The organism is Microcoleus sp. A2-C3 (genome assembly GCF_036706065.1).
Taxonomy (GTDB): domain Bacteria; phylum Cyanobacteriota; class Cyanobacteriia; order Cyanobacteriales; family Microcoleaceae; genus Microcoleus.
The window spans coordinates 1-17,909 of sequence record NZ_JAUBVX010000018.1 but is presented as its reverse complement, the minus strand read 5'-3'; the positions used below and the strand labels follow the sequence as shown (position 1 = coordinate 17,909).

Annotated in this window: 16 protein-coding genes and 2 pseudogenes; 15 read left to right on the top strand and 3 right to left on the bottom strand. The window is 45.2% G+C overall.

Annotated elements, in window-relative coordinates; translation table 11 throughout:
• Positions 1 to 270: 270 nt before the first annotated feature.
• Together QUB66_RS12195 and QUB66_RS12190 are read left to right on the top strand one after the other, a co-directional pair.
• Positions 271 to 1,608, top strand: coding sequence for a cytochrome 450 (locus tag QUB66_RS12195; RefSeq protein WP_332968591.1), 1,338 nt, complete (start codon positions 271 to 273; stop codon positions 1,606 to 1,608).
• A gap of 209 nt (positions 1,609 to 1,817) precedes the next feature.
• Entirely contained in the window at positions 1,818 to 2,363 is a 546-nt protein-coding gene (locus tag QUB66_RS12190; protein ID WP_332968593.1) for a hypothetical protein, read from the top strand.
• A gap of 21 nt (positions 2,364 to 2,384) precedes the next feature.
• Here QUB66_RS12190 and QUB66_RS12185 read toward each other — a convergent pair whose 3' ends face one another.
• Complete coding sequence (locus QUB66_RS12185; RefSeq protein ID WP_332968595.1) at positions 2,385 to 2,537, bottom strand: hypothetical protein; 153 nt, start codon at positions 2,535 to 2,537, stop codon at positions 2,385 to 2,387.
• A 41-nt stretch (positions 2,538 to 2,578) separates the two neighbouring features.
• On the opposite strand from QUB66_RS12185, the gene QUB66_RS12180 reads away from it, so the two are divergent.
• A complete protein-coding gene (locus tag QUB66_RS12180; RefSeq protein WP_332968597.1) occupies positions 2,579 to 3,208 on the top strand; it encodes a hypothetical protein in 630 nt (209 codons plus the stop codon).
• Between the two features lie 200 nt (positions 3,209 to 3,408).
• Here the strand turns inward: QUB66_RS12180 and QUB66_RS12175 are convergent, their stop codons facing one another.
• On the bottom strand, positions 3,409 to 3,984 hold the full coding sequence (locus QUB66_RS12175) for a cation-translocating P-type ATPase C-terminal domain-containing protein (RefSeq protein WP_332968598.1): 576 nt from the start codon (positions 3,982 to 3,984) through the stop codon (positions 3,409 to 3,411).
• Positions 3,985 to 4,155: 171 nt separating this feature from the next.
• Between QUB66_RS12175 and QUB66_RS12170 the strand changes: the two are divergent.
• Positions 4,156 to 4,953, top strand: a pseudogene (locus QUB66_RS12170) (IS5 family transposase); the annotation flags it as partial.
• 329 nt (positions 4,954 to 5,282) lie between these two features.
• Here the strand turns inward: QUB66_RS12170 and QUB66_RS12160 are convergent.
• Positions 5,283 to 5,447: pseudogene (locus tag QUB66_RS12160) on the bottom strand (ISAzo13 family transposase); the annotation flags it as partial.
• A 264-nt stretch (positions 5,448 to 5,711) separates the two neighbouring features.
• Here QUB66_RS12160 and QUB66_RS12155 point away from each other — a divergent pair.
• The 11 genes from QUB66_RS12155 to QUB66_RS12105 all read left to right on the top strand — a co-directional run bounded on the left by QUB66_RS12155 (position 5,712) and on the right by QUB66_RS12105 (position 17,771).
• Positions 5,712 to 6,704 carry a radical SAM protein gene (locus QUB66_RS12155; RefSeq protein WP_332970664.1) on the top strand — a complete coding sequence of 331 codons (993 nt, stop codon included), beginning with the start codon at positions 5,712 to 5,714 and terminating at the stop codon, positions 6,702 to 6,704.
• A gap of 17 nt (positions 6,705 to 6,721) precedes the next feature.
• Positions 6,722 to 7,465, top strand: coding sequence for a formylglycine-generating enzyme family protein (locus tag QUB66_RS12150; protein ID WP_332970663.1), 744 nt, complete (start codon positions 6,722 to 6,724; stop codon positions 7,463 to 7,465).
• Positions 7,466 to 7,499: 34 nt separating this feature from the next.
• Positions 7,500 to 8,069 (top strand): hypothetical protein, encoded by a 570-nt coding sequence (locus tag QUB66_RS12145; protein WP_332970662.1) that lies wholly within the window; start codon positions 7,500 to 7,502, stop codon positions 8,067 to 8,069.
• On the top strand, positions 8,069 to 9,184 hold the full coding sequence (locus tag QUB66_RS12140) for an amidohydrolase family protein (protein ID WP_332970661.1): 1,116 nt from the start codon (positions 8,069 to 8,071) through the stop codon (positions 9,182 to 9,184). The genes QUB66_RS12145 and QUB66_RS12140 overlap by 1 nt, the downstream gene beginning before the upstream one ends.
• Before the next feature lie 26 nt (positions 9,185 to 9,210).
• Positions 9,211 to 10,476, top strand: a complete 1,266-nt coding sequence (locus tag QUB66_RS12135; protein WP_332970660.1) for a hypothetical protein — start codon at positions 9,211 to 9,213, stop codon at positions 10,474 to 10,476.
• Positions 10,477 to 10,976: 500 nt separating this feature from the next.
• Entirely contained in the window at positions 10,977 to 12,101 is a 1,125-nt protein-coding gene (locus QUB66_RS12130; RefSeq protein ID WP_332970659.1) for a TauD/TfdA family dioxygenase, read from the top strand.
• 122 nt (positions 12,102 to 12,223) lie between these two features.
• A complete protein-coding gene (locus QUB66_RS12125) occupies positions 12,224 to 13,096 on the top strand; it encodes a hypothetical protein (protein ID WP_332970658.1) in 873 nt (290 codons plus the stop codon).
• 72 nt (positions 13,097 to 13,168) lie between these two features.
• A complete protein-coding gene (locus QUB66_RS12120; protein WP_332970657.1) occupies positions 13,169 to 14,065 on the top strand; it encodes a 2OG-Fe(II)-dependent halogenase WelO5 family protein in 897 nt (298 codons plus the stop codon).
• Between the two features lie 184 nt (positions 14,066 to 14,249).
• Positions 14,250 to 15,302 (top strand): RNA-guided endonuclease InsQ/TnpB family protein, encoded by a 1,053-nt coding sequence (locus QUB66_RS12115; protein WP_332970656.1) that lies wholly within the window; start codon positions 14,250 to 14,252, stop codon positions 15,300 to 15,302.
• A 46-nt stretch (positions 15,303 to 15,348) separates the two neighbouring features.
• A complete protein-coding gene (locus tag QUB66_RS12110) occupies positions 15,349 to 15,564 on the top strand; it encodes a zinc ribbon domain-containing protein (protein ID WP_332970655.1) in 216 nt (71 codons plus the stop codon).
• Positions 15,565 to 15,716: 152 nt separating this feature from the next.
• Positions 15,717 to 17,771, top strand: coding sequence for a B12-binding domain-containing radical SAM protein (locus QUB66_RS12105; protein ID WP_332970654.1), 2,055 nt, complete (start codon positions 15,717 to 15,719; stop codon positions 17,769 to 17,771).
• Positions 17,772 to 17,909 lie beyond the last annotated feature (138 nt).

Genomic DNA, 17,909 nt, shown 5'->3' with positions numbered 1-17,909 from the left:
CGCTAACACTTAAAAACTAGAGAGTATATATACTTACCAGCAATCGTGATCAATTACAGTCAATCTCCGGAACCAGGCTAGACTTGGACGCAAACATATTCAGTAGAATTAATCTATATTGCCACGACGTTCACCAATAAACATGGCTATAGTTATACTTACTGATTTTCGCATTTCTGGGGGTATTGAATCCTACTCAATAAGGACTCAATACCCTCTTGCTGCTAAAGGCGAAGCGTGTTATAGCCAGAGGATCTCGGAGGAATTATCATGAACCTAAATTTAGATACTATTTTCTCACCGCTGATGAACCCGGCCCTGAATGAGTTTCAGGCTTGGGCTTTGCAAAACCCAGAGGAGGGCCTCAGCAAAACGATGCTGCCCGCGATCGCCCTAATTGAGGGTTTCATTGCCAACGAACCCACCTATTTGCAAATCAAACGGCTGGCTTTCGGGGCTAATTTTTGCTGCGCGGGACAAGTGGTGATGGGAGAATTTGCCACACTCGAAGCAGCACTCACATCGCCCCAGGCGCGCGGATGGAGGCTGGGTACTTCTGTGCTCGATCCGGATCTCTCCCCCAACCAAGATGTCGGCGGTAGGAACCTGTTTTTGCTGTCTTTGTCCGATCGCGAACCAGACGGTAGCAGCAACCACGCAGCCTTCCGAAGCTGTATGCAGAAGTATCTCTTCAACAGTGCGACAACCACTCGCCAAGGAGACGAAATCAGCAGACGGTTACTCGATCGGCTAGCAGCAGATTATACCGAGATGCCGCACGGCGCGGGGGGAGCGTTTTTTACGGATGTGAAGCGCGGTTGGATGGGATTTTTAGTCCCATACCTGCACTACGTAATTTTTGGGATTAACCCAGATGACAAGCCTGCGATCGAACTTCTCACCGATTTACACTACATCCGCCAAAGCCCCGCGCACTACTTCGCCGTCGCCGGCAGCCTGCTGCAAAGCCTGAACCTGTTTGGACACGGGGATTTGTCGGCTCTCATCGAGCGCGCGGCGACGATTTACGAAAATTCTCCCGCTTTAGCCGACTTCGAGGAGAGCTCGGAAAACAACGGGATGACTAGGCGGGAATTGGCGAAGCTGATGACAGCGATTATGGGGATAGCGGGACTGCAAGGCCCCCTGCACTTAGGTTACACGGCTATGGGATACCGCCCTCTACCCGCGTATAAAGGAACACAGACGGCTGAAATTAATCCGACTGAGTTTTGGGACGATCTCGATTTGGACGATCGCCAGTCGATCGAGCTTTTCCTCCTGGAATGTGCGCGCCTCTGGGCTCCCGTCAGCGCCACACACCGAGTCGCCACAGAGCCATTTACCGCCACGCTAGGGGGCAAAGAACGCACTTTCCCCGCCGGCACCAAGGTACTGATACCGCTCAGTCTAGGGCTGCTTGACGGGAGTTTCTGGGGCTCTACGGTGTACGAATTCAACGCTAATCGCGAGAATTTGTGCCCTTATCATATGGGTTTTCATGCGGTGGGCGATCGCAGCGCGGGACGGATTTGCCCCGCTAAAGACGTTGCAATGAATATGCTGGTGGATGTGGTGAGTACAGTTGGTAAAGTTCGGCGATCGTAACAGGCAAAATGCCTGTTCCACAAGACATCAAATTGCTTGTGGAGTGTCTCGCCCTTGCAACAGGCAAGATGCCTATTCCACAAGACATCAAATTGCTTGTGGAGTGTCCCGCCCGGCCTTGAAAAGAAGTCCACCTTCACGGACTAATAAATAAAGGGGGTATCTAACCTGACAGGAAATCACAACTATTTTCGAGGTTAAATAATACCATGTTAATCGAAACAAAGAAACTAAAAAATATCGCAACTTGGATGAAAGCAGAACATCCACCCGAATTTCCCGAAGCCCTCCAAGGTATCTTCTTTATGGACGGGAATATTTTGCCAGACTATTGTCTGACGATGTACAATTCTGAATGGAATGCTAACCAACGAACGTTATTGCTGCGGATTTATGATCCAGTTGTCTGGACATTTCATTCATCAATGGCGGGACGGATGTTACTTTATGCCGTCAAATTTTCTCGCTTCAGCTACTTGTTCCGCTTCTCGGATGCAGCTTTGCAGCACGGGCACATCACGCCGATCGTGTTTGGATTGTCTGTACCGTCGTGGCTGATGGATTTTTTGATAGATCGAGATCCGAACACTCCGAATGGGGATATTTGGGATCGCAGAAACTCGTTTTTCGGCAAAGTTCCTGAAAAAGGCTATACACTCCGCAGAGTTGTAAACAAAGATGGAAACCCCACATCAGCGTTTCCAGATTTTTTGTCGAAAGTTGGCAGTGATTGTTTAATCATTTCTCAAGAGTGAAAAGATTTAGGTTTAGGAAAACTACAAAACCCGCTTAATTCGGCGGGTTTTTGCGATCGCAGCGGCGGGATTTGAACCCGCGACTCCCAGTGCGATCGCCCAAAACAGCAAAATTCCCGAAAAACCACCGAAATGGCGATCGGCATCTATGACATAGCTTTCTGTATAATACACAAAGACATAGACGACAAAATTTGTGCATTCTATTAATTAAAATGAAACCAAAAACTTCACAAGCTCCTATTGCCAATAAAATCAAAAAATGGGTTCAAACAGCCAAAGAAGTTGAAAAAACTCGATTTGCTATATCCATAACCAGGCTGACAAGTATCAAAAGTTTGTGCACAGAAGATCGAGTTGCCGCCGAAAAATTTGCGCTCTACATTGCTAAACGAGTAGAACACCAGATGAATCAGGCTACTTGTCCCGAACACTACCCTCAAGAAGAATGGGAACAGCACAAACAGGTAGTCGATGAGGCGATCGCCCTAATGGAAATTTACTTAGAAAATCCTACTGATGAAGGCACGCAATCTATCTATAGGTTATTGAGAACAATTAATGACCTACAAGGGGACGATCGTCGTAATGTTCACTGGGCAACAGTACATTTTGTCCGCAGTGGATATTTATTGAAATTAGACTATGCACTGCGTTGTTTCGTAGACAACGATTTTCCCTATTGGATTTATAAACTAGCTAGAGAATATGTAGAACGTTATGCCCCGCAGTATGGTTCAGGTATAACTCCTGAATCTATACCGATGTTGTTAGAAGTAGCAGAATTTTGGTGTCAGTATTATTTCGATCGAAGTTTGAGTGAGAAATTTCCTGGTTTTGTCTAAAACCAGCTTCTTTGCTTCGCCTTGATTCAGCTTGTTTATTTTGGTAGTGCGATCGCACCGCGCACACTCCTAAACGCGATCGCAAAAGTCTTGCTACACAAAAATGTTGCGTTTGTTTTCACGGGCGTGTTTCTCAGGTGCGTCGCTATTCAATTGTCGATCGTTCTTTGGGGATTTTCTGCAAGCGACGCACCCTACGGCTATTTATGCGCCACCCTGTACAAGATTTGCTTTCGGAGTTCGTCAGCCATCAAGATTAATGGCGGACAAACGAGCAGTATCAACCATTGCACGGGAGATAGCGGTGCAGTGGCAAAGATTTTTTGTAAGGCTGGAACATAGATAATCGATAGAATCAGCGCCCACTCAACAGCAATCCCGAACCAAATCAAACGGTTGCTAAAAAAGCCTAAGCGAAAAATCGAGACGCGCTCACTGCGGCAAGCAAAAACGTTGCCATCCTGACAAGCAACGATCGCAGCTAATGTCACAGTCGTTGCTTGATGATAAACTGCCATCTGGGTAGCATTCGCCGATCGTGCCAGAATGGTCGAATTAATCGCCTGCAACTCCGTAATTCCGTAGCCATTTGCCCACCAAACCAACAGAAAACCTGTCATTCCTGCCAACCCTTCCAGCAATCCGAGAAAGCAATAGGCACGCAGCAATAAAGACATATCCAGCAAGGGTTTTGACTTGGGGCGGGGTTGTGATAGTTGCTCTGGAAAAGTTGGGGCTGCTGCCCTTGGTAATTTGTTGCAATAGACCTCTTGCAAAATAATTTTATGATATAATAGAGAGTTTTACTGGATTGAATCCCAACTCTTAACTTATTTTTACTCTTGCCTTGCTAGAAACAGGATAAGATACTAGAAACTTATATTGGTTGTTGCACAATCAGTAAATCATGAAAAATCAATCTTATCTAAAGAGAGACATCTTATCAATTTAAACGTAGATTTGGTGTCAAAATTCAAACCTTAAAAGTAATGGTTAAAGCCTTGGAATAATTCAGGTCAGAAAATCATAAAGACAGAAGAGGGCGTGGGACTATCCTAACTCTTGAAGAACAGGTCTTAGTCGCATTGGAATATTGGCGAGAATATCGAACATATTTTCATATTGCGACAAATTGGGGAGTATCTGAATCAACTATTTGCCGAATTGTAATTGACATCGAATCAACTTTAATGAAAACGGGAAAATTCCGTCTGACTGGGAAAAAAGCATTACTCAAAAACTCTGATTATCCAGCAGTCGTGGCGATCGATGTCACAGAAACAGCTATTGAACGACCAAAAAAAAAACAGAAAAAATATTATTCAGGCAAGAAGAAATGTCATACCCTCAAAACTCAATTGGTCATTAATCAAGAGACAGGAGCAATTATTTGCACTGCTTTTGGGCAAGGACATTGCCACGATTTTAGCTTGTTTAAAAAAAGTAAAATCCATTTTCATCCCGAAACAGATAGCTTACAAGATAGTGGGTATCAAGGCATAAAAGATTATCATTCCAATAGTTATATTCCTAGAAAGAAACCTAAAAATGGGAAACTTTCTCTCTTAGAAAAAGACTACAATCGAGCTCTAGCACAAGAAAGAATTGTTATTGAACACGTTAACCGGAGTCTGAAAATTTTTAAAATCTTGTCGAGTCGTTATCGGAATCGTCGCCGCCGTTATGCAAAGCGTTGTAATTTGTTATCAGCAATTTATAATTATGAGTTAGCTCTAGGGGATTAAATTTAAAACCTTCTACTATAACATAGATTTTTTTTGCAAGAGGTCTAATGGTAATGTCAGAATCCTATCTCTTAAATTTAGTTGGCGATAAAAAGTTTTTTGGGCCGCCATTGCCGGAATTAATAAATCTTCGAGGTGATTCGCAATCGCTTCATTTTCTACTTGGGGACGATTTTTTTTCTTTGCATGGTCTCGGTTAATTCGTTTTTTGCTACTCATAACTGGTTCAATCCTGGTTCAACTGCTTGCCAGATCAATGTTTCAGCCTATTTTATCTTTTTTCACGTACCCCTTGACAATTTGCACTTTTTCTTAACTTGTCACAAATGATTCCATCCCAACTCCCGTTCTGCTAACGTCTGTCCGCCTATTCCCAAGCCTTTGACTACAAATGCCATGAATTGTCGTCTGTCAGTTCCCTTGAGTTTTTTAGCTGTTTTGATGTAAAGAGATTTGGCGTGTTCGGTCAGTTTCATGATAGATTTTAGAGACATAAGATACGCTGCACACTGAAATTATCTTTCGGTCATCATTCGGTCGTTATAGGATCAATCATTCTGTGGCTGCCTCTTAGTGTGTTTTTTGAGCTTAACCTAAAAAGTGCCTTTTTTTGTATGTTTGGTTCACATTATAGTGACTTTTGTAGCTCGGCTCGCCTCGCGTCCCGTCCCTCTTCCAAAACTGTCCGAAGTATTGCAACATGAGGATGTCTTATTTTTGCTCAAAATTTTGAGTTTTGCTAAAGAATACCGAGAAAGATGCTGCACGATATGGAAAGGACATCTAAAGTTTTCCGCCCAATTTACATAGGCAAGCGGACATTTCTAGGGCTAAAAGATTTGGTAATCGCATTTTACGCCCAAAAATGTCCATTCCAATGCTCTTATTGTAGTTTGCCAACAAAATCCCATCCCGATCCGTTGCCAGTCAATCAAATTAAACAACAAATTGATTGGAGTTTTGAGCAATATGCGGATGAATTGAGCAGTTTCCAACAACTTTCAGTAGGTAACGAAGGGTCTATTATAGATCGGGAACGTTTTCCCAAGGAAGCAATAGTTTACTTGCTCGATCGAGCACAAGCAATGTCTTCTTTGAAAGTTTTATCCCTGGAAACACGCCCAGAATATATTTCACCAGCAACGATGGAGGAAATTTTCCATTTAACCCATGCTGATATTTTGGATGTGACAATTGGCTTTGAAACACAGGACGATCATTTGCGCGAAGTCATTTTGAATAAAAGCATTCGTCGAAAAACTTTTGAAGCCAAGATCAAGCTGCTGGGTGAAATGGGGGTTAGACTGACAAGCTACGTGTTGTTAAAACCAGGCCCAACAATGACTGAACAAGAAGGTATCAAGGAGGCAATTCTAACAATTGAATATCTTGCAGAAATCTGTCAAAAATTTGGGACTGATTTGATAATCTATCTAAATCCTGTATACGTAGCCAAAGGCACACCTTTAGCCAAGGCTTTTTCACTTCATCAATACAAACCAGTTCGTATCCAAAGTGTTGTTCAAGTGATTGCCGAAACCCGTGATTTGAACGTACCGATTTATACAGGACTGTGGTCTGAAAACAATACTGATGGTTATGGTGATTATACTGTCCATAAGGATTATCAACCAGAAATACGTAACGCCATAAAACAGTTTAATAAAACTCAAAATTTTGATTTACTTCAACCTTTTGATCTGAGCGAACTTGATGACAGACAGTATCAAGCCCAACCAATTCTGCTGTGAATAATTTTAGGTGAGCAATGTTATTAGACAGCTTTGACTGGATTACTATCCCCGCAGGTTTATTTTGGATGGGAACCGATCTGAGGGTAGATAATGTCGCCGCCGATAGTGACTGGGCTAAACAAGTTGAAGTACCACAGCACGAAGTCTATTTGCCCAGCTATCAAATCAGCCGTTTTCCCGTCACCAATGCACAATGGGCGCAATTTTTAGCACACACCAATTATGCCTGGGCTGACCTGCAAAAACTGTGGGAACATGGCTTGCCAGAAGGTCAAGAAAACCATCCTATTACGTGGGTGACATGGCATGATGCGATCGCCTTCTGTGATTGGGCAGGAGTTCGATTGCCAACCGATGCACAGTGGGAAAAAGCGGCTCGCGGTACAGATAAACGCCTGTACCCTTGGGGAAATCAACCCCCCACAGCCCAATTAGCCAATTATGGCAACCAGGTGCGTCATACCACAGCCGTCAATGCCTATCCCTTGGGCAAGAGCTATTATGGCATATTTGACATGGCAGGTAACGCTTGGGAATGGATCAGTACCATTTGGGGAACCGATACCGATCGTCCTGACTTCGCGTATCCGTATCAAGCTGACGATGGGCGAGAAAACCTGGACGATCCCACTATCTTGCGTATCGTTCGGGGTGGTGGATGGAAATACACGCCAGACTTGATTCGCTGTGCCTATCATGACTGGAACAAACCTGATACCAGAGGCAGCGGACTTGGCTTTCGTGTGGTTGCCGCTTAATTGAATCGCTCAATGACAAAGGAGAACACAGTAAATGGATGCGACTTCTATCATCTTAGATCTGCCACCGACTCTAACAGACACTTACCTGCAAACTCATGCCAATGTTGATACTCTCGCCGATCAGTACGGAAAACAGTATCAGTATATTCGCCGATCGGCTAACCCAGTTGGTTTTTTAAGCCATGAACAATTGGTGCTGAAACTCTACCAAATGCTGCGGGAAACTGAACCCTTGCCGCAGCATTTACAAGATAATTTGTCAACTTTTATCGACAAGGAGCTTGCTCAGGGACACGTCGATCCAAAACAAGGCGTTGGCTTTGCGATTCTGTCCCAAGGCTTCTTAAGCATCAATATTTGGGGGCGAGGCAATGTATTGTTTAGCCAAACCTATACCGTGGAAGGCAGTTTCCCTGCATTATCACCCAAGCCTCTAGAAAAAACAGGAGTTGCCTGTACCTGGGAAATGAGAATTATGAGGTATGAATATGACCGATGGCAGGACTACCTTGAAACAGAAATGACCCTGGCTGATAAAAAACACTATCTCCAGAATTTCATTGCCGGTAATTTGTTCAAAACAGGAATCGCCCAACACTAATGGACACACAAATTATTTCTGCGGACTCTCACGTCATTGAACCGCCTAACCTCTGGCTGGAAAGGCTGGATCGAGAATATCGGGACAGAGCACCGCACATCTACTGGAATGAGGAGCGTCAAGGGTGGTTTTTCGTCTGCCAAGAGCTTCAACCTGCCTTGGTCAACTCCCTGTACGCAGTGGAGAAATCTCCCGAAGAGTTTGCCCAGCATAGGCGGGTGGGGATTGAGGCGACCCGACTTGGTGGCAACGATCCTAGTGAACGCCTCAAGGATATGGAGCGTGACGGTATCGCCGCAGAAGTTCTTTACACCAGCTTAGGGATGTCGTTGTTCTGGCTTCAGGATGCTGCATTCCAGCAAGCCTGCTTCCGTGCATACAACAACTGGCTGGCTGAATTTGTCAGGTATGCGCCCAAGCAACTGATTGGTATCGGACTCATCTCACTTTGGGATGTGGATGACGCGGTTCATGAGATGAAGCGCTGTCATCAGATGGGACTAAAGGGGGTGGCAATTTGGGCTTCTCCACCCGAAGAACGGGCATTCACTAGCACCTGTAATGACCCATTCTGGCGCGCAGCCCAAGAAATGGAAATGCCGGTGAGCCTGCATATTCTTACAGGCTATCGAGAAAGCCCAAAGGTCTTTGACTACAACACTAATGTGGAGCGGTGTCAACGCAACATGATCTTCCCGGAGGAGATCCAGCACTCTCTGACGGATATCATCTTCTCCGGCGTGCTGGAGCGCTTTCCCAATCTGAAGTTGGTGTTGGCGGAGAACGATATCGGCTGGGTAGCTTACCATCTGCTGCACGCAGACCGTATCCATGTCAAGCTCGGTCCGATCGCCCCCACCTCCCTGACGATGAAACCTAGCGAATACTTCAAGCGCCAGGTTTACTCCACCTTTATGGAAGATGAAGTTGGCATTTTGACCATGCAGATCCTTGGCGCAGATAATTTCATGTGGGGCAGCGATTATCCCCACTATGAGTCAACTTGGCCGAAGTCGCAGGAGATTATCTCGCAGTCGTTTCAAAATACCCCCGATGAGGATCGACTCAAAGTTGTCTACAAGAACTGTGCCAAGCTCTATGGTCTTGATGCCTAAAACTATAAATTTTGATAAAAAGTGCAATGACTCAACAGCAAATTATTGACCATCCTTGGTATCGATTCATCGACAAAGATATCGAGTCCAGAACCCTAGCCAGTGTCGGCTTCACAAATCTCATCGCGAAGCAGCCCTATGCGATCGATGACGCGACATTTGAGGGGTTTCGATCGCGATATTCCCCGATCAAGCAATTTCAGGAGATCACTCGTGACCTTTTTATGGCAAGTCTGCGGGGTGAAGCCGACCCTGCGATCGCAGATACGGTTCTCGCCGGACAGCCACCCTGTCGTGGCAAAGAGTACCATCTCAAACTCACCGAGAAGCAGCTTCAGCTCCCCGTTTTCTTCCGTACCGACGAAGTAGCACCAGGAGAGATTGCGGAGATCCAGTGCTTTGGCTCTGCATGGGAAATCGCAGATCAATTGAGAGACATCTACCTCGCCTTTCCCGACGACTTCGGTGTGCCGACTCGGTTTTTCCGTTCGCTAGCCAGCAGTGTTTCTCAATCCCTACGTAGCTATATCGGCGACCAACCCATCATTCATCATCTGCTCAATAACGCATCACGTCCGCATGGCGGACGCTACTTTATTCAACGGTGTCGGGAGGAAGGGCTGCGTTTTTTTAGCTGGGATGCTGTCGAGTGGAAAGACTGCAATTTTGTCCGTGCCCATGAGTTCTACGACCTCAGATACAATGGCTTTTTCGATCAGTGGATGGAGGCTTGCGAAGAAGGTCGTCTGTTTTTTGACCACCCCCCTACGCCCCTATACGATGCAAAAGTGATCATGGCGTGGCCCTTTTGGAATAAGACGCGGGAATACTACTCCGATGACATTCGGGCACTGTTTCCCCATACAGATATCATTACTCCTGAAGGTTTTCATCTAGCGGATGGTTCCTGGGTCAGCCTTGAAGACTTCTGCCAGATCAGCATGAGTAAGCGCACTTACTACTTTAAATTTGCTGGCACAGATCCGACCCTGAACTGGGGAAGCCGCGCAGTGTATTACACGGGTAGCCTTTCAAGGCCAGCGTGTCGTCAAATGTTCGACAGGATTCTCGCCGACTACCAAGTTGGGCATCACTGGATCGTCCAGGAGGCTCGAACCTGGTCTGAGCCTGTTACCGCGATCGATCGAGACGGACAAGAGGTCATCGTAGATGCCTATACCAAGCCCAGCGGCTTTTACAGCCCTGACGGACTGGTCGGTATTTTGATTATGCAGCAACACTCCCGGAAGGTTCACGGCTCGCCGAAAACCGTGATGAGCATCGTGTTCTGAATTGACACTCTCAGCGCTGAAGCGACTGAGATTCTTAAGAAATTTCGTTCTTAATATCCCTATTACTAGGGTTCCTGGGCGCAATCCTTTTACCAAAAAATGGTGGGCTGCTATCCTTGCCTTTCAGCAAGCTCCTCAAGCGTTTAAGGGTTTTTAGCCCTTGGTTACGTGGAGTCCCCGCGTACCTTTAATGTATGGTAGGCATTTGCTTAAGAGGTTTACACCTGTGTATCCATCCACTATCATTAGTGTAAGGGTTTTTACCCTTTTTACCCTACCAAAAATGTTAAGAATTAAGAAAGAATCACGGCGGTTAAAACCGCCCGTGTCGCTTACATCGAGCTGGCTCAAGCCGCTGAGTTTTCCGCTTTCCGAACATTTTTTATAATAGCCGTTGAAATCAACAACCTAATTGTTTAGCTCTCTCCCATCTAACTAACCCAGTGCCACCAAACTTACTACTGAGGGAAATCAATGAAGTTAAGTCCCGGAGAATTTAGATGCTAAATAAAAGCTTTTTAACAGTCGGAAGCAAACGCTTTCACTATATCTGGTTGCGCGATAATTGTTTTTGTCCTGAGTGTCGTCGTCCAAACACTTTACGGAAGGTTTATGATATCAGCGATCAGACCTCACCTCCGGAACCTTTGTCGGTAGAAGAACAGGATGGTGAGTTAACAATTCTCTGGAACGAAGATCCTCCCCACCGCAGTACCTTTCCACTTTCTTGGCTGCTAAGTCATGCTTACGATCGCGAAGCAGGACGTGGTAGCTTTCATCAAGAGTTTGAATCCATCGAGAAAGAAGAAATTCTTTGGGACAAAGCTTGGATCGAGAATCACTTGTCCGAGTATTGTCATGACGCTGATTCCTGTACATTTGAGACGTGGGCTAATCAACTTTTTACCCTGGGATTTACGGTACTTGAAAATATGTCGGCTGAGGACTTCGAGGTTTTTCTCTCAACCATCGGACCTATTTATCATACTGAGTTCGGAGCAATTTCGATGATGAGAGTAGACTTGAATACCAAACCAGTACCACATCCTGGCGATGTTCTTTTCCCACACAACGATTTTTCCTACAGGTGCTGTCCGCAACTGTTAACGTGCTTGCATATGGGGCAAAACGATGTGTTGGGTGGGGAATCGCTGTTAGTAGATGGCTTTCGTGTTGCCCACGACTTTCGCCAGAACCATCCCAATTACTTTCAGATTTTAGCGGCGACCCCCATCCGCTTTGAGAAGTTCTATAAAGACTTTGGATATCTCTACCGTCGGAAACGGTACATCTTGGAACTAGATGAGCAAAATTGGGTGAAGAGAGTCAATTTTGGTCATGCCCATACCTGCGACTGGGATTTACCATTTGACGAAATGGAACTCTTCTACGAAGCGTTTTTTACCTTCCTCCGCTACTTAAAAAATCCGGCCTATTCACACTGCTTTCGCCTCAAGCCTCGAAACTGTCTACTATTAAATAACTCCAGAATACTTCATGGCAGGCGAGCTTTCGACTCTAATTCAGGAATCCGAGACCTCAGAACAGCCTGGATTGACTGGGACTATTTCGTGGGAAAGCACAATTTTCATCAGTTTAAGCATTTTTACTCAGTAGCTCAGTAAGCTCCTATGCAAAACGATAGTTGAAAAAGTGCTTTAACTTCAGAAATTCAGAGAAAGTCAGGTTAGAAAAAGTCAACAACTTGTTGATTAGGAAAATTTAGTTTAAAAAGATAGGGTTGGGAATGTCTGACGTTTTAAGTTCTACTCCATCAATTCAACTACAGGGAATTGTCCACCCTGACTCCTATTTCCAAATAGTGGAAAGAAACGAAATTGATTGGCAGCTTTGGATTGATGTTTTGCAGGGAAAAGTCGCTGGGGCAATCTTCCGAGGTGTTTTAAATCAGGAATTGCGTCAACAGATTTGTCACAATTTTTGGCGTAGTCTTACTTTAAAGCAGCAAGCCGATGGTCTACCTTCCTACTATGAAGCTTTTATCGGTTCTTCTGTGACTAAACCTCTAGAAGTTTACTTTGATGAAGTAGAACAAGTCCGCCAGGATGTCCAAGGGCTTTTTGCCAATACAGGTGATTTCTTCGAGTTTTTGCTCGGTGGAATTAGAAAGCGTCTAGCCGATCAAGGGTGTTTGCTTCGAGTTGCCCAACACGACGACGGACGTAAGGCAGGAGAATGTAAGATAAAATCCTGGGGGAGAAATTCAGGGACTTTCGTGCTGGAGCCACATGATGATGAGGGACCGTTTAGATCTCCTCACCTCCAGGGTTTTGAGATCGGGCAATTAGTAGGCAGAACTGTGGGCGTGAATATTTGCCTGGAAAATGGGGAGGGTGGGGATCTTCACTACTGGAATATTTCACCGAATGACCAAACCCGCGAAGCACTCGGCTTTAAATACGACAATATTGGCTATCCTCTGGAAGCTCTAGCAGATTTTGACAAACTTGTCCTGTCTATTCGCGGTGGTGATATTTATCTATTTGATTCAACAAAAATTCATGCTGTCGGACAACTGACTAATGAGAAAGCTCAACGTTTAACTCTTTTATGGTTTATGGGATTTCGCGATCCGACAACCGTCATATATTGGGCTTAAACTTGCGTAGGTGAGAGGCAACTACGTCCGCTTTTCAATGGCAAAAATGTAATAAAGGAGGTAAATCTAGAAATGTCTGATACTTTAAGTCCCACTCCATCAATTCAACTACAGGGAATTGTCCACCCTGATTCCTATTTCCAAATCGTGGAAAGAAATGAAATTGATTGGCAGCTTTGGATTGATGTTTTGCAGGGAAAAGTCGCAGGCGCAATGTTCCGAGGTGCTTTGAAGCAGGAATTTCGTCAACAAATTTGTCACAATTTCTGGCACAACCCTTCTTTACAGCAAAAATCCGATGGCAGTTTGTCCCTTGACTATCACTATAGTGCGATGTTGGGTCCTAATATAGGAATGACTGTCAGAGAACCACTGGAAGTTTACTTTGATCAGGTGGAGAAAACCAGCAAAGATGTTCAGGCACTTTTTGCCAATACAGGGGATTTTTTCCGGTTTTTGCTCGGTGGCATTAAAAAACATCTCAGCAATCAAGGGTTACACCTTCGACTTGCTGAATATAACGGACGTAAAGCGGCAGAATATAAGATGCGTTCCTGGGGAAATATAACAGAAGGTTTTGCTCTTGTTCCCCATGAAGATAATAGGCTATTGATAAGTCCTCATATCAAGGATTTTGAAGTTGCTCAGTTGGTGAAGGGTAGAGCCGTAATAGGAGTTATTTGTCTGGAAAATAGTGCAGGTGGTGGTGACCTTCACTACTGGAATATTTCACCGAATGACCAAACCCGCGAAGTTCTCCGCTTTCAATACGACGGTGTTGGCTATACGCCGGAATCACTGGCAGATTTTGACGAAATTGTCTTGCCCATTCGTAGTGGTGATATTTATCTATTTGATTCAACAAAAGTTCATGCTGTCGGACCTCTACCTAAAGAGGGAGGACAACGTTCAACTATTTCCTGGTTTATGGGATTTCTTGATTCGACAACTGCCATTTATTGGGCTTAAACTTGCGTATCTCAGAGCAGCAAGATAATTATTATAAAAAAAAGTTCGGCAAGCGGAAAACTCATCGGCTTTAGCCATGAGATGTAAGCGGCACGGGCGGTTTTAACCGCCGTAAATCTTTCTTAATTCTTAATATTTAAAAGGCGACTGCTATATTAAGATATGAACAAGGAGGTGAGTGAGATTGCTAACAAACTATATTTACAAATTGCGCCCCAATCAAACGCAAGTCTTAAAAATGTCGGCTTGGGTAAATATGCTTAGAAGTCATTACAACTGGTGTCTAAATGACAGAATTACCCAATACAACCAACAGTTTATCCAAGGCGACTACTGCGATATTAGAACTTATGGCGAAGTTTCACCGTTAACCTGTTTCGTTAGCAAAAGTGGCGCAACTGGAAATCCCTGGAAAGACGATAAGTTCGATCGAGAAGGTAAGGCTAGAAATCCCCGTAGAAGTGCGGCGGACATTCAAATTACAGCATTGCCAGAATTGAAAATTGCTAGACCTTGGTATGCTCAAATAGATTCAACAGTTCTACAGCAGAATGTTAAACGCTTAGACACTGCTTACAAGAATTTCTTTGAAGGCAGAGGATTTCCCAGGTTCAAAAACCGTAGCAACTTTACGTCTTTTACTTATGTGATGGGCGTCAAACTAAAGGGCAATAAAATCTATCTCCCTAAACTGGGTCCGATGCGATTTCATAACTCTCGCTCAATCCCAGATGGGTTTACCATCAAGGCTTGCACGGTTAGAAAACGTCAAAATGGTTGGTATATTTCCCTCAGAATAGAGGATAAATCTGTACCTGAATACAGTGCTAAAATTCTTGGTAAGAATCCCAAAGTAATAGGGTGCGATTTAGGAATAACTAAGCTGGTTCACCTTTCTGATGGACATCAAATCGAGAATCCCAAGTTTGCAACCAACAAAAAAGCTAAGCGGACTCTGAAAATTAGACAAAGGCGAGTTAGCCGTAAGGTCAAAGGTAGCAAAAACCGCAAAAAAGCGGCTATCAGAGTTGGGAGATTTCATCAAAAGATTGGTAATAAACGCCAAGCGTATCAATGGAAAGTTGCTAACAAGATTGTGTCTCGCAACACCGATGTGATTGCCCTAGAAAATTTAAACATCTCTGGGATGATGCGCCGATGTAAGGTGAAAAATGACAATGGGAGATTCCTGAAAAATGGACAATCTAGAAAGAAGGGTTTGAATCGTTCTATCTAGAAATGTAGGTTGGGGTGAATTGATTCTGAAGATTGAGTATCTTGCTGTGAAGCAAGGAAAAATTACTATTAAAATCAATCCCAAACACTCTAGCCAGGAATGCAGAAATTGCGGTCATATTGACAAGTCGAATAGAGATGGTGAAAAGTTCATCTGTGTCGAATGTGGCTATCACGAACACGCCGATATTGGTGCTGCTAAAACCATCAGAGATAGAGCTTTGACAATAGTACGCGGGGACTCCGCGAAACGGGAGTGCTAGTCATCTAAACGCCCAAAAGGTATCACCGCGCTCACGCGAGCAAACGCGGTGAGTTTGGGAACCTGAGTAATCAGGATATTAAGGTTGCAAAATCTTAAGAATCTCAGTCGCTTTAGCGCTGAGAGTGTCAATGAATTTAGAGGACAAAGCTCATGGTGCCCGCATACACAGGTATTAGCCGCCCAAACCCGAAACCGGTCGATCTACTCTTTATCAACCTCAGCAACTGGCCCGGACGCCCAGTTTATCCTTACGCTTTTGTTCAGGTGTCGGCGCTTGCCCGTCGGGCGGGGTTGTCGGTCGTCCGTTGGGACGGGCTGGGTCTGAACAGACAACAGCAGCTTGAGTGCATCACGCAACTGGTAACAGACCACCAGCCCCGCGCCGTCGCTTTTACCATTCGGCAAGCCGACTCCACTATCTCGGACGACTACATAAGCCCAGATCCCAAAGGCAGCCCCAAGAACCCCTGGTTCCCGGTCGAAGACACCCACGCTGCCATTCGGCGGATTCGCGAGATGTCCGATGCCAAGATATTCGTAGGTGGATTTACCTTCACTGCCAACCCGGTGTCTGCTGCGGAGTATTTACAACCTGACTTTGGCATTATTGGCGAACCTGACGAATTTTTCCCGCACTTTCATGAAGTCCTCAATGGTCGTACCGAGGGCATATCCAACTTGCTCTATCGTGCCGACGGTCAATGGCGACAGAACCAGCGCGTATTCTGGGGCCCTTTTGACGATATTGAATATACGGAAGACATTATCGACGAAATCTTCCGTTTTCACGGCGAACGCGAACTCCGCAACACTCACCTGGCAGATGTTCCTGGACTGGGAACAGGCGATGATTCAGGGCGTTCTATTGCTATCGAAATATCACGGGGTTGCCCTTGCGCCTGTGCTTTTTGTTGCGAACCGAAGGTGAAAGGGCAAACTGTCCGGCTGCGAAATCTGGATGCGATCGAAGCAGAAATTCATAACCTGCTCAAGTATGGACTCAGATATTACTGGTTTGTCTGTTCTGAGCTTAATTTTGCCAAGGAACACGTCTTGGCGTTGGCTGAACGGGTGATTCGGATCAACGAATCACTGCCACGCCCTATCTTCTGGCGGTCTTATTTTTTGCCCACACAATTCAATAAGGGCGAACTGAGGCTGCTGCTGCGATCGGGGCTGTTACTTGAGCAAAACGGACCTTTTTCAGACTTGAGCGACCAAACCCTGAAGCAAATGCGCGAACCCTATCGGGCGAGACACGCGATCGCTCACATCAAAGATATTATAGAACTTAATGAAGAACCAGAGTTTAAGTACAGACGGATGCCCCGTTGGATTCTCTGGTCATGGCTAGGAAATCCCTACGCCTCCCTGGATTCTGTCCGCACGACGTTGGAAACATTCAGCAAAGAGAAACTAGATCTTCAATACGATCGAGCAGAAGGTTATCCTGCGCTGCGGGTTTATGAGTGTCTTGATGGTCTCCCTGAAGATGCAAAACAGAAAGCCATTATCGTTACCCAGGATAATGTCACCCCCAAAACGCTGATTCATCCCTCCTTTTATTACAGTCGCGAGCTTGTAGAACATTTTGGAGGTATTGAAGAGGTACACGACTTCTTTCGTTATGCTCACGAGACCTTTCTATCGCGGTTTTACAGATTAACGCGCGACTGGCGCTTCTTTGCTCGAAGCTTGGGATTCTCACTGCTTCTTGAAGTCGTGGCATCCCTTAAAGATGCTGACTTAGAGGCTATTCAACTGCCTCCTTGGGTAGAACATCCCGACCTGGGAGAGCTAGACCCAACACATTGGCGGAAACGAGCAAGTGTCTTATTGCAAAAGGTAAACTCGCCACTGGAGCAGCTAGTCAATACCACGCCTCGAACAAATGAAGCTGACCCAGAACCAGATGCAGGACAGGCAATGCTTGCCTTTGTCCTCCATGCCACTTTCTCAGCCAGTCGGCAGGAAATGGCGATCGTCTTTGAGAAACTTGAACTGCCCCTCGACTCCGAGGGCTATCCGCCAGCATCGTCTTACCTTACCCTTTCTACATTGATGAGGTTCCACGCTACTGAAGCTTCGGTTCTTGAGGCTGTGAAGAAGGACTTCACACCCAAACAGCTTGCATTGTTTCGCTATTATCTCTACGCTATCAATGTTCGACTCGAACCAAAATACGCTTTTCTGGCACCGAAATAAAGGTAACTGCTCAATAAGTGCTGATAAGGCACTGAACTGAGGAAAAAGTAGGTATGAAAATATGTATAGCCTTTCTCAAAAAGGTGAGGTACGACTGGGCATAGGGCATAGGGCATAGGGCATAGGGCATAGGGCATA

Coding starts and splice junctions, on each gene's coding strand:
- QUB66_RS12125 (WP_332970658.1), top strand. CDS start 12,224: ATGTCTGACGTTTTAAGTTCTACTCCATCAATTCAACTACAGGGAATT.
- QUB66_RS12190 (WP_332968593.1), top strand. CDS start 1,818: ATGTTAATCGAAACAAAGAAACTAAAAAATATCGCAACTTGGATGAAA.
- QUB66_RS12150 (WP_332970663.1), top strand. CDS start 6,722: ATGTTATTAGACAGCTTTGACTGGATTACTATCCCCGCAGGTTTATTT.
- QUB66_RS12135 (WP_332970660.1), top strand. CDS start 9,211: ATGACTCAACAGCAAATTATTGACCATCCTTGGTATCGATTCATCGAC.
- QUB66_RS12130 (WP_332970659.1), top strand. CDS start 10,977: ATGCTAAATAAAAGCTTTTTAACAGTCGGAAGCAAACGCTTTCACTAT.
- QUB66_RS12180 (WP_332968597.1), top strand. CDS start 2,579: ATGAAACCAAAAACTTCACAAGCTCCTATTGCCAATAAAATCAAAAAA.
- QUB66_RS12145 (WP_332970662.1), top strand. CDS start 7,500: ATGGATGCGACTTCTATCATCTTAGATCTGCCACCGACTCTAACAGAC.
- QUB66_RS12120 (WP_332970657.1), top strand. CDS start 13,169: ATGTCTGATACTTTAAGTCCCACTCCATCAATTCAACTACAGGGAATT.
- QUB66_RS12195 (WP_332968591.1), top strand. CDS start 271: ATGAACCTAAATTTAGATACTATTTTCTCACCGCTGATGAACCCGGCC.
- QUB66_RS12105 (WP_332970654.1), top strand. CDS start 15,717: ATGGTGCCCGCATACACAGGTATTAGCCGCCCAAACCCGAAACCGGTC.
- QUB66_RS12140 (WP_332970661.1), top strand. CDS start 8,069: ATGGACACACAAATTATTTCTGCGGACTCTCACGTCATTGAACCGCCT.
- QUB66_RS12155 (WP_332970664.1), top strand. CDS start 5,712: ATGCTGCACGATATGGAAAGGACATCTAAAGTTTTCCGCCCAATTTAC.